17 protein-coding genes and 1 pseudogene are annotated in these 15,401 nt (G+C 43.3%); 6 read left to right on the top strand and 12 right to left on the bottom strand.

Translation table 11 applies throughout. The annotated features are described in order from the left end of the window. Positions 1–15 precede the first annotated feature (15 nt). From F893_RS13550 to rpoD, 6 genes are all read right to left on the bottom strand, one after another. A complete protein-coding gene (locus F893_RS13550; RefSeq protein WP_004280630.1) occupies positions 16–1,407 on the bottom strand; it encodes an APC family permease in 1,392 nt (463 codons plus the stop codon). 266 nt (positions 1,408–1,673) lie between these two features. Continuing rightward, positions 1,674–2,858 (bottom strand): iron-containing alcohol dehydrogenase, encoded by a 1,185-nt coding sequence (locus F893_RS13545; RefSeq protein WP_005252590.1) that lies wholly within the window; start codon positions 2,856–2,858, stop codon positions 1,674–1,676. A gap of 1 nt (position 2,859) precedes the next feature. Further along, positions 2,860–3,393 (bottom strand): hypothetical protein, encoded by a 534-nt coding sequence (locus F893_RS13540; RefSeq protein ID WP_005097759.1) that lies wholly within the window; start codon positions 3,391–3,393, stop codon positions 2,860–2,862. A 74-nt stretch (positions 3,394–3,467) separates the two neighbouring features. Then, positions 3,468–4,127, bottom strand: coding sequence for a lipoyl(octanoyl) transferase LipB (lipB, locus tag F893_RS13535; protein WP_005252587.1), 660 nt, complete (start codon positions 4,125–4,127; stop codon positions 3,468–3,470). A 150-nt stretch (positions 4,128–4,277) separates the two neighbouring features. Next, positions 4,278–4,565: a YbeD family protein gene (locus F893_RS13530; RefSeq protein ID WP_004280625.1), complete on the bottom strand. Its 288-nt coding sequence runs from the start codon at positions 4,563–4,565 to the stop codon at positions 4,278–4,280. A 113-nt stretch (positions 4,566–4,678) separates the two neighbouring features. Beyond that, positions 4,679–6,613, bottom strand: coding sequence for an RNA polymerase sigma factor RpoD (rpoD, locus tag F893_RS13525; RefSeq protein ID WP_224215688.1), 1,935 nt, complete (start codon positions 6,611–6,613; stop codon positions 4,679–4,681). Positions 6,614–6,964: 351 nt separating this feature from the next. Here rpoD and F893_RS13520 point away from each other — a divergent pair, with 351 nt between their 5' ends. Together F893_RS13520 and F893_RS13515 are read left to right on the top strand one after the other, a co-directional pair. Next, a complete protein-coding gene (locus F893_RS13520) occupies positions 6,965–7,171 on the top strand; it encodes a PA3496 family putative envelope integrity protein (RefSeq protein ID WP_004280622.1) in 207 nt (68 codons plus the stop codon). A 71-nt stretch (positions 7,172–7,242) separates the two neighbouring features. Beyond that, positions 7,243–7,767, top strand: a complete 525-nt coding sequence (locus F893_RS13515) for a YecA/YgfB family protein (protein WP_004280621.1) — start codon at positions 7,243–7,245, stop codon at positions 7,765–7,767. A 71-nt stretch (positions 7,768–7,838) separates the two neighbouring features. Here F893_RS13515 and F893_RS13510 read toward each other — a convergent pair. The 4 genes and pseudogenes from F893_RS13510 to F893_RS13495 form a co-directional block, all read right to left on the bottom strand. Next, positions 7,839–8,264, bottom strand: a pseudogene (locus tag F893_RS13510) (ABZJ_00895 family protein). A 27-nt stretch (positions 8,265–8,291) separates the two neighbouring features. After that, a complete protein-coding gene (locus F893_RS13505) occupies positions 8,292–8,909 on the bottom strand; it encodes a DedA family protein (RefSeq protein ID WP_005103990.1) in 618 nt (205 codons plus the stop codon). 87 nt (positions 8,910–8,996) lie between these two features. Further along, positions 8,997–9,275, bottom strand: coding sequence for a hypothetical protein (locus F893_RS13500; protein WP_005103989.1), 279 nt, complete (start codon positions 9,273–9,275; stop codon positions 8,997–8,999). A gap of 206 nt (positions 9,276–9,481) precedes the next feature. Further along, positions 9,482–10,414, bottom strand: coding sequence for an oxygen-dependent tRNA uridine(34) hydroxylase TrhO (locus tag F893_RS13495; RefSeq protein WP_004645789.1), 933 nt, complete (start codon positions 10,412–10,414; stop codon positions 9,482–9,484). Between the two features lie 189 nt (positions 10,415–10,603). On the opposite strand from F893_RS13495, the gene F893_RS13490 reads away from it, so the two are divergent. From F893_RS13490 to F893_RS13475, 4 genes are all read left to right on the top strand, one after another. Continuing rightward, complete coding sequence (locus F893_RS13490) at positions 10,604–11,089, top strand: DUF1289 domain-containing protein (RefSeq protein WP_005252584.1); 486 nt, start codon at positions 10,604–10,606, stop codon at positions 11,087–11,089. A gap of 45 nt (positions 11,090–11,134) precedes the next feature. Then, positions 11,135–11,746: a LysE family translocator gene (locus F893_RS13485; RefSeq protein ID WP_004280611.1), complete on the top strand. Its 612-nt coding sequence runs from the start codon at positions 11,135–11,137 to the stop codon at positions 11,744–11,746. Positions 11,747–11,836: 90 nt separating this feature from the next. Further along, entirely contained in the window at positions 11,837–13,642 is a 1,806-nt protein-coding gene (locus F893_RS13480; protein WP_005252581.1) for a DUF2157 domain-containing protein, read from the top strand. Beyond that, on the top strand, positions 13,642–14,208 hold the full coding sequence (locus F893_RS13475; RefSeq protein WP_034436534.1) for a GDYXXLXY domain-containing protein: 567 nt from the start codon (positions 13,642–13,644) through the stop codon (positions 14,206–14,208). The genes F893_RS13480 and F893_RS13475 overlap by 1 nt, the downstream gene beginning before the upstream one ends. Positions 14,209–14,276: 68 nt before the next feature. Here the strand turns inward: F893_RS13475 and panD are convergent, their stop codons facing one another. Then, complete coding sequence (panD, locus tag F893_RS13470; protein ID WP_004280606.1) at positions 14,277–14,657, bottom strand: aspartate 1-decarboxylase; 381 nt, start codon at positions 14,655–14,657, stop codon at positions 14,277–14,279. Positions 14,658–14,801: 144 nt separating this feature from the next. Next, a complete protein-coding gene (gene pth / locus F893_RS13465) occupies positions 14,802–15,383 on the bottom strand; it encodes an aminoacyl-tRNA hydrolase (protein ID WP_004645783.1) in 582 nt (193 codons plus the stop codon). Between the last annotated feature and the right edge of the window lie 18 nt (positions 15,384–15,401).

Below are 15,401 nucleotides of genomic sequence, written 5' to 3'. Positions count from 1 at the left end.
TGAATTGAAAAGATATTATTTATCGTCAAATTCATTGTGCTGAGGAGCTGGGTGCTTGAAGCCTTTGGTTTTATAACCTAAGTACAAGATACCGCCAAATGCCCAGATCAGACCGTATTTAAGCGAAGCTTCATCGACTTCTAACCACAATGCAAAGACTGAAATGAAGCCAAGTAAAGGAACCACGACAAAGTTCATGATCTCTTTGGCACTCTTGGTACGACCATCACGTAATGCATAACGTGAAATCACCGACAAGTTGACGAAACTGAATGCAGTTAAGGCACCAAAGCTGATCAACGACACCACAAAATCAAGATCCATAAAGCCAGCAGTTAAAGCCACTGCACCAGCGATTAAGATGTTGTATGAAGGTGTATAGTTTTTCGGGCTAATATGACCGAAGATCTTCTTGTTGATTACGCCATCACGACCCATTACATACATCAGACGTGATACACCCGCATGTGCTGAAATACCAGAAGCCATAACTGTCACAATCGCGAAGTAAAGTACGACTGTTTTAAACGCCACGCCACCGACAGCTTGTAAAATATCCGGCTGTGTTGCAGCGATATCTTCAAAGTAAGTTTTTGGATCATTCGGGAAGAAGATCTGCATGAAGTAAGTACTGATGATGAAGATGATACCTGCCAATAATGCGGTCAAGAAAATCGCTTTAGGTAAGGTTTTCTCAGTATCTTTGGTTTCTTCAGCAAGAGAACTTAAAGAGTCAAAACCTGTGAATGAGAAACACAGTAAGGTTGCACCGGTAATCAGGGCAGCAACAGAAGTAAACTCATTCCAGAATGGCTCTAAACTCCACAGTTGATACTTTGCATCGACCAGTGTGCCGTCTGCATTCACGCCACCTTCTAGAAGTTGGTAAACCATCCAGGTGAAGTATGCAATGACGCCCAATTGTACGAATACAATCATACTGTTGAAGTTGGCAACAAATCTCGCACCACGAAGGTTAATCGCGGTCATAAATGCTGTTAAACCAATTACCCAAACCCAATGGTTCATGTCTGGGAAAAGTGCTTCCAGATAAATCACCGCCAGAATGATATTGACCATTGGCGATAACAGGTAATCCAGCAAGGATGACCAACCCACCATGAAACCTACGTTCGGGTGGATGGATTTTTGCGCATAGGTATAGGCCGAACCCGAAGAAGGGTAGCGACGAATCATATGACCATAGCTCAAGGAGGTTAACAAAATTGCAATCAGTGCAAAAATGTAAGAGGTAGGAACGTGGAAGTTACTTTCTTCAGATACCAGACCAAATGTATCAAACAAGGTCATGGGTTGAATATAAGCTAAACCAATAATAATGATGTGCCAGAGTCCCAGCGTTTTTTGCAGTTTAGCTGCCGATTGAGTCCCAGAGATATTAGTCAACGGCGTTATCCTCTTAATCGTTGATCAAGGATCAGTCATATTTATAAGGATCGTTTGAGACGAACGATCCCCCCTACAGTTTTCTATAAAAGTCCGCCAATCTACTTGAAAAGAACGGCTTTTGCTAGCTATTTTTTTGAATTTTGTCCTGCATAAAATGTGCCATTCAAAAAAGAAATCGAATTTTTTCTTATGCAAGATAAAAGCCTGATGTTTAAAAAAACATCAGGCTAGAATTTCGGCTATATTGGCTTATTTTTCAGTAATTACCAAGCCTTTTTTAAGATAGATTTTAAATCTTCCAGGGTGGCTTCTTTCGGATTATAAATGATGGAACCATCATTCAGGGCTTTCTCTGCCACTTCATCGAGCTGGGCTTCAGAAATCTTACCGGTTTCACGTAATGTGCGTGGTAATTTAGTCAGACTGTAAATGCGGTCACGCATGGTCAGAATCGTCGCAATGGTTTTGTCAGCGCGTAGATGTGCTGGCGTTTGTGCATAAATATCGGCACCGGCCAAAGGCAGGAGCAGATCCGCGATTTTATCGCCATTGACTTCTTTGTTGTATTCCAGCACATAAGGTAGGAATAAGTTCATGCATAAACCATGCGGCAAGTGAGCCACTGCACCTAATGAGTGCCCCAGTGAATGCACAATGCCGACCATCGAGTTGGAAAATGCAATTCCCGCCATAGTTGATGCCTGTGCCAGTTCCAGACGGCCTTGTGCATCGGAAGGATTGTCCAGCACATTAAATAGGTGGTTACTGATCTTTTTGACTGCGGCAGTCGCATAAGCATCTGAGATTGGATTGGCTGCCATGCAAGTATAAGCTTCGACCGCATGGGTCAGTGCATCCATTGCGGTCATGGCGGTTAAATGCGGCGGCAAAGTCTGGGTCATGCGCGGATCTAAAATCGCAGCATGCGGCATCAAATAATACGATGCGAAAGGCATTTTAACATTCTTCTCAGTATCTGAGACGACGGCCACCATGGTGACTTCTGAGCCTGTCCCCGAAGTTGTTGGAATCACAAAAAATGGCTTCAGCGGCTTAGGCAGGTTATGGGCACCAGAATATTTAAGCAGGTCATCACCGCCTTCAGAGACCAGAATATTAGTTGCTTTGGAGGTATCAATGACTGAACCGCCGCCCACAGCAATGATCGCATCACAGTGATTTTCACGATACAGTTTCGCCGCACTACGTACTGTACCCAAGCTAGAATCGGGTGGTACGTCATCAAAAATGGCTACAATTGCAGCATCCGCCATTTCAAATGCAGCTTCAATCGGTGCCAGCAGATTATTGGCGCGTACACCTTTGTCGGTAATAATGAGTGGACGTTTGGCCCCTAAAGTCGCAAGTTCAAACGGAATATGTTCTAACGCGGCATGTCCGGCAATGACTTTAACCGGACAGAAAAATTCATAATAAGGTTTAGCCATGTTATACACTCCGTTTTAAATAGGATTGAGCAATTTTTAGATAAATACTGCTCGCTTCGCTTAGTTTTTCTTTGAGGCTGAGATTGCTTGGATATTCTTTGACAGCCAGTTGCGCCACCAGTTTAGGCAAAATCAGTGCTTCCATTTTATTTAGACAACGCACCAGACGAATGGCATTGGAAATATCGCCATCGGCAATCATGCGGTCATTGGCAAAGGCTTGAGAGGTGCTTTCCTGAAAGGAAAAAACTAAAAAAGCATGGTGCAGATGTTTAAAGGTAATAGTCAGATCAGGTGCTTTTTCCAGATTTTTCACCAGTTCCAATTGCTTGTCCTCAGTGACCCGCGCCACAAAGGCTGGGCCATGCGGAAAGACTTTCATGGAAAGAGTGAAATGGACTGGAAATTGGGCAACTTCCTGTTTGATTTCTTCATCCACCTGACTTGCCATGACCAGACCGCGGCCAATCACATCCATCATGAGTTTGACATAGGCAAGCTGCAAAGCGGGTTTTACGGATTTAGTTGCAATCACGTGATGATCCCTATCTCAATATTATTGGTTTAGAGTAAATACTCTAATTTATTTGGGGGTGAAATGCAAAGGCTTTATCTTTGCTCGACAGTGACTTGATTAAAGTAACCGCTGTGGCGCAAAGTTTCAATAATTTCACGACATAACTGGTTGAATTGTGGCTGTTGTTCCAGTAGGTCGCTCATGCGTACCATTTCCAGTCCTGCATAGCCACAAGGATTGATGGTGTTGAATCCGCTCAGATCACAATCCAGATTTAGGGACAGACCATGGTAGCTACGGCCTTTGCGAATTTTAAAACCGAGTGAGCCGATTTTACGTTCAGCCACATATACACCAGGTGCATCCGGTTTGGCATAGGCATCAATGCCATATTTTTTTAGCAAATCAATCATCAGGTTTTCAGCATAAGACACCAGGGTGCGCACATTCCAGCCCAGACGATTCAAGTCAAACATGAAGTAAGCCACCAATTGACCGGGACCATGCCAGGTCACCTGACCACCACGATCGGTCTGAATCACCGGAATATTGCTCGGCATTAGAATATGTTCCGGTTTGCCTGCCTGACCTTGAGTCAGTACATCCTGATGTTGCAAAATCCACAATTGATCCGGGCTATGTTCATCACGGGTTTCCGTAAATGTTTTCATTTCCAGAAAACGATCTTCATAAGGTGTGAGGTCGTGATATTGACGAATGATCAGCTCGGGCTTTTGCAGCACATCAGTCACAGGAAGTGTCCTTGGTAATTATAAAAAACTGGTCATAATTATAATGATTTCGGCATGAAATAGGGGTGAGATCAGCAATATTTCATGGGTATCTTAGCGCTGTATAGGCATAAAAAAACACGCCCGGAAGCGTGTCTTTTGTATTTTCGATTACAGTGCTGTTTTAATTAGCGGGCAAGCGGCCAAATCTGCATATACTGCATGAACCTGTTCCAGTTCCAAAAAGCGCAGTTGTGCGGTAATGGAATGGTATTTTCCAGTACGTGATGGCGTAATACTGACGCTATCACCTTCAAAATCTGGAAAATGTTTCAGAAAAATGTCGATGACAGCATGACGCAATTCATCGCCCGCAAGGCCAATCAGTTTAATCGGATAATCCATAGGGAAAACCCAAAGATGTTCTTGAAGTTCACGAGATGGTGTACGGTCTAACATGGTAGTCCCCCTGATTTGAAACGCCTGCAATCATGCAGGCGTTTGGGTTTGTCTTGGCTACTTAAATGGAGACTGATGATCAAATTTCAAGTCTCCAGAATAAGCATCAAATCTTAATCATTCTCAAGGAATGAACGTAAGTGTTCTGAACGCGATGGATGGCGAAGTTTACGCAGCGCTTTCGCTTCAATCTGACGAATACGTTCACGTGTTACGTCAAACTGTTTGCCCACCTCTTCCAAAGTATGGTCGGTCGGCATATCGATACCAAAACGCATTTTTAGGACTTTGGCTTCACGTTCAGTCAGGTTTTCCAGAACTTCACGTGTCGCTTCTTTCAGGCCTTCAGACGTTGCCGCATCAATTGGTGAAGTGATGTTGCTGTCTTCAATGAAGTCACCCAGATGTGAATCTTCATCATCACCGATCGGTGTTTCCATCGAAATTGGTTCTTTGGCGATTTTCAGTACTTTACGTACTTTAACTTCGTCCATTTCCAGACGTTCGCCCAGTTCTTCAGGCGTCGGTTCACGACCCATTTCCTGTAGAAGCTGACGAGATACACGGTTGATCTTGTTGATCGTTTCAATCATGTGTACCGGAATACGAATGGTACGTGCCTGATCCGCGATCGAACGGGTAATCGCCTGACGAATCCACCAGGTCGCATAAGTCGAGAATTTATAACCACGACGGTATTCAAACTTGTCTACGGCTTTCATCAGACCGATGTTACCTTCCTGAATCAGATCCAGGAATTGCAAGCCACGGTTGGTATATTTCTTCGCAATCGAAATGACCAGACGCAAGTTCGCTTCAACCATTTCTTTCTTGGCACGACGTGCTTTGGCTTCACCGACGGCCATACGTTTGGCAATGTCTTTAATGCCTTTTACATCAAGGCCAAGCTCTTTCTCGATATCGGCAATTTTTTGCTGGAAGGCCAATACGTCTGGACGTACTTTTTCCAGATAAGCTTTCTGGTCTGCAGGTGTTTTTGCGATCTGCTCATCTAACCAGGCTGGATTCGATTCTTGGCCCGGGAAGCTGGTACGGAACTGGGTACGATCCATACGGCCACGACGTACTGCATAGCGCATCACTTCACGTTCTGCACCACGAATCTGGTCATGGGTACCACGAATCATTTCAGAAATGATATCGAATAGACGCGGGGTAAATTTGAACATCATGAATACAGTTGCAAGTGCCTGAAGAGCTTCTTCAGCCTGTTTGCTGTCACGACCATGTTTTTCAATGGTTGCTTTGGTATTCAGCCACGCATTTTCCAGTTCAGTGAAACGCGCTTTAGCAATTTCAGGATCTGGACCAGAATCTGCTTCTGATTCATCATCAGAATCTGCTTCTTCTTCCTCTTCATCATCGTCCAGTTTTACGTCTTTGGTCGATTTTTTCGAGTCAGTCTCATCTTCAGCAAGAACCGCTTCTTCTTCTAGAACTTCAGGAATTTCTTCATCTGATTCAGGATCTAAATAACCTGATAAAAGGTCAGCAAGACGGCGTTCGCCCGCTTCATAATCTTTGTATTCTTGCAGTACCACTTCTACCGCATTCGGCCAGTAAGCAATCGAGTGCAAAACATCACGAATACCTTCTTCGATGCGTTTTGCGATGCTGATTTCGCCTTCACGAGTCAGAAGTTCTACTGTACCCATCTCACGCATATACATACGTACAGGGTCAGTGGTACGACCTGGCTCGTTTTCTACCGATGCAAGTACGGCTGCAGCTTCTTCTTCTGCAACTTCATCCGCCGCTTCTGCAGTATCTTCGAACATCGTATCATCAGATTCAGGCGCGCGATCATGTACCGGAATACCGACATCATTCAGCATCTGAATGATGTCTTCAATCTGCTCGCTTTCTGTGATGGAGTCCGGCAGATGATCGTTAACCTCAGCGAAGGTTAAATAACCTTGTTCTTTGCCTCGGCTAATCAGAGCCGCTACTTGAGAAGTAGGGGAAGTCATATCGCTCATCTTTTGCTTACTCTTCGTTGAATCTGTGGCAGTAAAAAACCGTACAATGCTGCACGATTTAAGCTCGTTAAATTTAGTGAATAGCCTACATATTTCATCAGGGAATTCAGCATGAAAGCTGTCTGATAAAATATTTAAAATGAAATTCAGTAATTTAAGATGGGGGTGAATTTGTTGTTTTCAAGTTCATCCCATGCGTGTCTGTTTATGACTCAAAAAAGGAGAATCAAAAAACATAAGCACGCAGGGTGGATTATATCATGGCACACAATTGAGACAGAAAAAACCCCTAATTACAAATTAAAAATACGAAAATCCAAATAAAACTTGACTTGTTATTTTAGGCACGATAAATAGCGCTTAAATCCTTTTACATTTTTCACTCATGAGGAAGTTTTAGTGTCTTCTACAGATTTTGAACTAGATGATAACTTCGGTGAAGATGATGTTAATTTCGATGAGGCTTCTAGCAAGCTCAGTGCTAAAGAGTCGTTGGAAAAACGTCGTCTGATCGATGATCTACTGACCCAACGTCGTTTAGAGCGCGAACTCAAAGATTTTGACTATGACTTCGACGATGACGACGATTTTGATGACGAAGATTAACGAATTCGGATTTAGCATAGTCTGAATAAATGCTATGCTAAACCTTTCGGTTTTCTAAGTTTGGATGTTAGATGAGTGCTTTAGATTTAGACCTGTTGAGTGAATATCTAGATGGTGACCAAAATGAACATGGTCTAGATTTCGCGGCAACCCATGGTTTCTTATGTGCTATTGCAGTAGGCCCAAAATTCGACAAATGGTTAGACGAACTTTTTGATAGTAATCAAAAGAAAGTGCCTGCAGAAATCATCACTCAGGTGCAAGCATGGTTAGAGTCTATTCGTCAAAGCTTAGCCAATGAAGAAGGGATTACGTTCCCGTTTGAAATTGAAGAAGCAGACACTGAATCAAGCCTGGGTGACTGGAGTGTGGGCTTTGTAGATGCCATGTTCCTGAACGAAGACGCTTGGTTTACTGAAGAATTTGAAGAGCAACTGGTGGATTTAACTCTGCCAATCATGGTCTTTAGTGGCATTGATGATGAAGATCCACAAATGGAAACTTTCCGTCGCAATGGCCAGTTAATGGATGAACTTGCAGAAGAAATTCCAGAAAACTTAAATGAATTGTATCTGATGTATCACACTCCAGAATAATTCATAAAAAAAGCACCGCAGGGTGCTTTTTTTAGCTTTGGCCTTTTTGCATCTTTGAGATCTACTCGACCCTATTTTCTTTCCAAGCCTGTACGCTTCGCCAGACTATAGCGTGCATAAGCATTGTAGGCGATATGAAACAGCAAGGCATGTAAGGCAATGCTTGCAGCCACCAGGAATGAATTTGTTCCTCTTCCTGTATAGGTGATGGTTCTATAAATCTCATCTGTCTGCGGGTTCATCAAGATGACCACAACTAAAAAGATAAACCCGAATGTCATGGCAATAATAGTGGAGCCCCAGACCAGTTTGCTTTTCTCTTGCTAAGTCGGCAAACGAAGTTCTTTCTTAACAAAGTATCGGGCACTGAGAAAGGCAGAAGCAATCAGGGCAGGAATCAGCAGAATGGCGCCCAGATTGAATACATAGATGAATATGCCTACCAATAGAACCAAGGTCAGATAAACGGTGGCAAAATATTTAAGATAATGCGACATCGTTTTAATCTCCTTAAGGGATCTTCCTCAGGATGGACGATTTTTACGCTGCTGTCTACGGTAGAAAATCCAGATAATAATTACCGCAACAATGGCAATAATCACATAACTGACTTTACTGAAAATTTGCTGCATCAACTGCTGGTTTTCGCCAAAATAAAATCCGACACAGGCCAAAAATGTAGTCCAGATGATGGTTCCAAGTGCGCTATAGAACATAAATTTCCAGAAGGGCATATGACTCATGCCGGCAGGAATGCTGATCAGCGAGCGGACGGCAGGAATCATGCGGCCAAAAAACACAATCCGGTGACCATAATGCTCAAACCAACTGAGTGATTTTTTCACATCCTCTGATTTAATAAATAAATATTTGCCATAACGATCGACAAATTTAAAAATAGAATCATGGTTAAATTTATAGCCAATCCAGTATAGCAAGGCGGCTGCTAGTAGAGAGCCGATACAGCCGGACATGATGACCCCGAAGAGTATTAACTCGCCCTGAGAGGCGGAATAGCCCGCGGAAGGCATAATAATTTCGGAAGGGATTGGCGGGAAGACATTATCCAGGAACATGAGCAGGGCAATGCCCCAGTAGCCCAGTTGCTCCATGACGGAAATAATCCATTCGGTCAGATTCATATGATTGGCAAAATAAAAAATACTGCCTGTATCCTAAGCAGTATTTTTTGTGCGGTAAAGTCTTGGAATATAAATGATCAGACAGAATCAGCTATGTGTCAGGGTATAAATATAAACTTTACGTAAGAAATAGGCCAAGCAGATCGGCAAAATACTCAACAGGATAAAATGCATGATGCTGGTATTGATATGGTAACCAATGAACAGCGCCAAGATTGCGCCAATAATGGTTCCCAAGATAACTACGAACAGATGTGACTGCTGTTCAAGCTCTTCAGAAATTTGATGAAGTCGTTGCAGCTTTATATTTTCTTTTGGTTGAAATTGAACCAGATTGTCTGAATCTCGAGCAAGTGAGCCTGCCATTTTATATTCCTTTTCAAGTAAAAATTTCAGTTAATAATGAAAGACTTAGCTTGTAAATCACCGTATCATTAGACTAACAATCTTGTTTGGAAAAAAATGAGGTTCTTGGTAAGGAATTGGTAAGAGTTTTATTACTGTTGTAATTTTTATGTAAACAAAAAACCCTCCGAAGAGGGTTTTTATATATTTCATTACAAAAGGCCAAATTAGAGGCGTTTGCGTTTTGCTGCTAAAATTTGTGATTGACGCATACGGAAACCTTCTTTTTGTTTCTCCGAGGTTTTGTCAATACAGTACACACAAGAGACACCATGTTCATAACTTGGGAGGGCAACTTCTTCTGGAAGTAAAGGCCAGCCACACGCATGACACTTGGTGTTTTGGCCTTCTTCAACACCGTGCGTTACGGCAGTACGACCATCAAACACGAAGCATTCACCTTCCCACATGCTTTCTTCAGCCGGGGTTTCTTCCAGGTATTTCAAAATACCGCCTTTCAGGTGATAAACTTCAGTGAAGCCTTCTTGAAGAAGTAAAGAGGTTGATTTTTCACAACGAATACCACCTGTACAGAACATCGCAATCTTCTTGTCTTTGTGCTGTTCCAGATTATTTTTCACGTATTCAGGGAATTCGCGGAAGCTTTCAGTTTTCGGGTCAATTGCGCCTTTGAAAGTGCCGGCTTTGTATTCGTAATCGTTACGTGTATCGACCAGAATCACGTCATCACGTGCAATCAGTTCGTTCCATTCTTTTGGATCAAGATAGTGACCGACTAAATCACGCGGTTTTACTTCCACGCCTAAAGTCACGATTTCTTTTTTTAATTTAATTTTCATCTTACGGAATGGCTTTTCAGAACTGTCAGATTCTTTGTATTCCATTTCGTTAAAACCTTCATTTAGAAGGAACTGGTGAATTTGATCAATCGATGCACGGTCGCCTGCAACCGTACCGTTAATGCCTTCACCTGCCACAATTAGAGTACCGCAAAGGTTGATGGATTTTACCAGGTCCAAAAGACGTTGCTGAAGATCGGCAGGATCTTGAACTTCTTTGAATTGATAAAGTGCGGCAACAACCCAACCAGTCGTCGCTTGCTGTTCTACAGGTGCAAGCTGTTCTACAGTAGCGTTCATGGAATACTCCAACGTAGCATGATAATTTGAAAGGCGCATATTTTAGCTTGATTCGAGTGAATAAGCGAGTAAAACGCAAGTCTTTTAACAGGCTTCAATTCATGGGGGAGAGCGTGTATAGTCATGCCCGACCCAGGATTTTGTGCAGTGATGCAGATACTGAAATTTGCAGTATCGTTGGAGTGTGTTTTGAGTTCAGATCGTCGTATTGCGTCTTTAACCCCATGTGCAGGGCGTTGCTCGACCGTATTTGGTGATGCGGTATGTCGTGGTTGTCGCCGTTTTAATCATGAAGTGATTCACTGGAATACGTATAGTGCTGAGCAGCATCGAGCTGTGTGGCAGCGACTGGATGCACAGCTGGATCAGATTCTGGTGCCATTGTTACCGCATGCCGATCTTGTCAAAGTGCAGGCCTTTGTGCTGTCGAAACGGGTGCGCTTGCGTGATGATGCTTCTAAAGGGCGCAAGCTGTATCATGCTTTAAAGCTCTGTGAAAAAAATCGGCATTTTACCGACGATAGTGGTTTAGGCATCCATTATAAGCAGGTGCGTCCGCTCTGGGACGAGTTTGAGCGCCGGATCTTGGCCTTGGCTACCGCCAGTTATGATCTGGCTTTTCTGCGGGCAGATGGCATCAGTCAGCATCTGATTCATATACAAGAGGAGGACTAAGTCCTCTTTTTTATACACAAAAACAACAATAGCTGAGGGAATAGCATGAATATTAGTGAATATTTCTTATATTGTCTGGCTGTTGTGGTGATGATCGCTACACCTGGCCCAGTGATGTTGCTGGTGGCCAGTGCCGGTTTAAAAGGTGGTTATGCGGCGGCTTTAAGAACCATTTTTGGTACCAATTTCGCCTCTCTGGTGTTAATTGCCTTATCGGTATTGAGTCTAAAAGGTTTGTTGGTCATTAATGCGCAATGGCTGGATGCGATCAAGCTGCTGGGCTGTTTATATATTGGCTATCTGGGCTGGCAGATTTTCCGTGAAGTTATTTTTAAGCAGCAGGAGCAAGCTCAGGAGAATCTAGTTCCTGTGCATGGTGGTTTTCGACAAGGTTTTTTGGTTGGTATTTCTAATCCGAAGGACATTATTTTCTTTGCGGCTTTTTTCCCGCAGTTTATCGGGATTACTCCTGATCTTGATTTAAGTTTAATTATTTTGACTTTGAGCTGGATTCTCCTGGATTTTCTGACTTTGTCTGTGGTGTATTTGGGTTTCAACCACTTATCCCATTCTCGACTCTATCCACATTTGCTGGCATTGTGCGGCATGATTCTGCTCATGATTGCAGGGTACGGAATTTATCAAATCCTGATTTAAAAATGTACAGCATACTTGGACTGTTCCTGCCTGGCATATCCTGCAAAAATCATGCTAAGGTGAAATCAAATAAAAATTGAACAGATTAGCATGTCCAGAACAGTACCATCGCCAGATCGTCCATTTTCCCCGCTGTTATTTATTCAACCTGCTGTGATTCAAATTCTTCAAATCATTGGGCTGGCGCTGATCGCTGTCAGTATCGTGTATCTGCTGGCAGCAAACTGGTGGATGTTGCCCAAATTTGTCCAGCTGTTTATTCCTCAAATTTTATTGCTGGGTTCAGCATTGCTGAGTGTGCGTTTCACTGCGCGGGAAAAGTTAAGACAAAGTCTGGATACTGTATCGGGTCTAATGCTGGGCTTAAGTCTGGCCGTGATTGGACAGATTTATCAGACTGGTGCTGACAGTTATCAGTTATTTCTGCTTTGGGCTTTGCTGTTGCTGCCTTGGCTGTATCGGCCGAATATTGGGATCTTTGCATTATTTTGTGTAGTCAGCCAACTAGCACTCTATTTTTATTTTAAACAAAGCTTTTGGCTGGTGCGTGCTGAAACTCTTTATCTGCTCAGTCTGAATCTTTTGACTGGGCTAAGTATGATCTATGCCTTACGTTATTATCCGGTTTTGCGCTATCTGTTTATCGCCGTCGTGGTGCTCATTTCGGTAGTTAGTATGTTCCGGTTTGTCGACTCGGATTCGATCTGGTATTTGGCTTCGGTGCTGGTTCTGCCTATTTTATTCAGTGCTTATTTCTATACCCGAAAGCAACAGCTTGAAACCAGCTTACTGGTTGCTGGCCTGGCACTGAGTTTTAGTATTCTGATTTTTGATCTCACTGAGCAATATTTACAGGATTCAGCCGCCGGCTTATTGGTATTGGCTTTGTTGATATTCAGTTGGTTTGCAGCTATTACAGGTTTGCTGATCAAGCTGTTGCCCAAGAGCCGGTTTTCGGTCATTCCATTGGTCTTGGGCGCATGGATTGCTGGTGTGATCTTGGCCATGCTGTTGCTGACCTATTGGGGAAATTTTTCGATTCTGATGGGAGTCATTTTTATCGCAGTCGCCTGGTGGTTGATTCGTAGCAAGCCCTCAGTTTTTCTGCGGCAATTGGCTTATTGTTTGTGGGTGTGCGGTCAGGCCGCGGTATTGATTCATACCCAATTACTCACAGAGAGCCTATTACTGATTTGGCTGATACAAGTCGGCATTACGCTGTTGACTATCATGAGTCGTATGCATTGGCTGGTGGTGCTGTTGCAGTTGTTACTTGCACATATACTGGGAATTGCAGTTCTGGCCGAGCAACATGCATTTTTTCAGGATCAGCGCCTGCTGACGTGGATCAGGCTGCTGAATTACAGCATTCTGACTGTGGCTTTGATTACTGCGAGATACTGGCTCGCTTCAGCTTATGCCAAAAGCGTGAATTTATGGATGATCAGTGTCTTGGCGGCAACAGCCATTTTTCAATGCCTGCTGCAATTTGGTGTGGCTCAGCAATTGCAGCCTCGCGGTATGGATGAAGCAATTGTTTTCTATATTTTGCCAGCGATATGGCTGCTGAGTTTTGTCGGGATTCATCTGAAGCAATTTTCATGGATTCAACTCTGGCTCATTCCAGCAGTGGGAATTCTGCTAATTGTATTGGGTTACTTTGAAATTTTTATCATTCTGGTGTTTATGGCTTGGGCAATGGTGAATCAACAACGATTGATGCAAGCCTTGAGCATTTTGCTGCTGATCTTCTGGTTATGGCTACTGTATTACAATCTGGGACTGAGTTTTTTATTTAAAAGTGTCAGTATTTTTGCCTCAGGTGTGCTGGTGTTGCTTCTGGCTTATGTGTTGAGTTCACTGAAGTTTCAGCTGAAAGCAGGAGTAACCTCATGATGAAAAAGTTTATGGCGCTGCATCTGAGTATTTTTAGTATTGCCTTATTTAAGGGATTGATCATTCAGCATGAATGGCATCTGGCCAAAAGTGAGAGTATCTTTGTCGAGTTGGCACCTGTCGATCCGCGTTCGATCCTGCAAGGGGATTATATGGCCTTGAACTATGATCTGAATTTTAGCGCAGTGGCAGCGGAGAATGGTTCCGAACAGCCTGTTTCTGACATCAGGACTGAAGATTTTAAAAATCAATCCAATGTGATGAGCTATGTGCAGCTGGATCAACAGCGCAGAGTTATTAAAACCAGTTTTGATCGAAGTGCACTCAATCAATCGGAACGTGTAGCCCGATTAATGCTGAAAAACCCACGCAATACTTTTGAGGCTTTGTATCCTGCTGCTAACAGTTTCATGTTCGCCGAGGGTCTGGAGCCTTGTTATCGTAACGCCAAATTTGCAGAGCTGAAAGTGAAGGGAAATGGCAAGGCCTTGTTAGTTGATTTGCTGGATCAACAATTAAAACCTTTAAACTGTGAAAGCTCTAAAAGTTGGCGAGAGGGCAGTTAAACAGGGCAATATTCCAGTATTAAAAAAGCCCGCAATGTGCGAGCTTTTGGGTATCTGGTCTGATCAGCTTATGCGACTTGTACCGGAATACAGTTGGCGGTGTGGCTGACTGTATTATTTGGGTTAGCATAAACCAAGCGAGGCTGATGGGCATTCGCTTCAGCTTCAGTGAAATCGCCAAAGGTTGCAATAATCACGATATCGCCTACATCGGCTTGATGCGCAGCGCCACCATTGACTGAAATGATGCCTGAATTGTCTTCGCCACGAATTGCATAAGTTGCAAAACGTTTACCATTGGTCACGTTCCACACATGAATTTCTTCGTATTCACGAATGCCAGCCAAATCCATCAAAACGCCATCAATTGCACATGAACCTTCATAGTGTAGTTCTGCATGTGTAACGTGAGCGCGGTGAATTTTGCATTTTAATAAACGAGATAGCATGGCTAGCGTCCCCTGAGTTGACCTAAGAGTTTGATCATTTGGTTAAATCAATCTTGCTTGCTGTATGGTGAACAATCGAGCAAACGCATTTTGCGCTTAAATAAACTTTCTGGCAAGCGGAATTGTCCAGCAATTTTTGAATGTTTAGTTCGGCTTATATGCGTTGATTTGATTCATGGCTTGCTGTACTTCACCGTTCACCAGCATTTTTGTGCGGGCGAGCGCATGGGAAATTGCATCATCCATTAAATTCTGTTCGCTGCTAGGTGCTTTACTGAGCACATGACCGGAAACACGGTCTTTGGCACCAGGATGACCAATTCCAATACGCAGGCGATGGAAGTTTGAACCAATATGCGGCACGATATCGCGTAGACCATTATGACCACCGTGACCACCGCCAGTTTTCAGGCGAATGACACCGGGATTCATGTCCAGTTCATCATGGGCAATCAGGATCGATTCAGGTGCGATATTGTAAAATTTGGCGAAAGGAACAACACTTTTGCCGGAAAGGTTCATAAAGGTTGTCGGTAGAAGAAGACGGACGTCTTGACCTTCGATATTGCCACGACCGCTAAATCCGTTGAATTTCGGGTCTTTTTTGAGGGTAATGCCATATTGGTCTGCAAGGCGTTCTACGAACCAGAAGCCTGCATTATGGCGGGTTTGGGCATACTCAGAACCTGGGTTACCCAAACCAACAATCAGTGAAATATTTGACACTAATTACACCATTAACAC

It is taken from the genome of Acinetobacter sp. CIP 102136 (assembly GCF_000369685.1).
Taxonomy (GTDB): domain Bacteria; phylum Pseudomonadota; class Gammaproteobacteria; order Pseudomonadales; family Moraxellaceae; genus Acinetobacter; species Acinetobacter fasciculus.
This window is presented reverse-complemented; position numbering and strand designations above follow the sequence as displayed.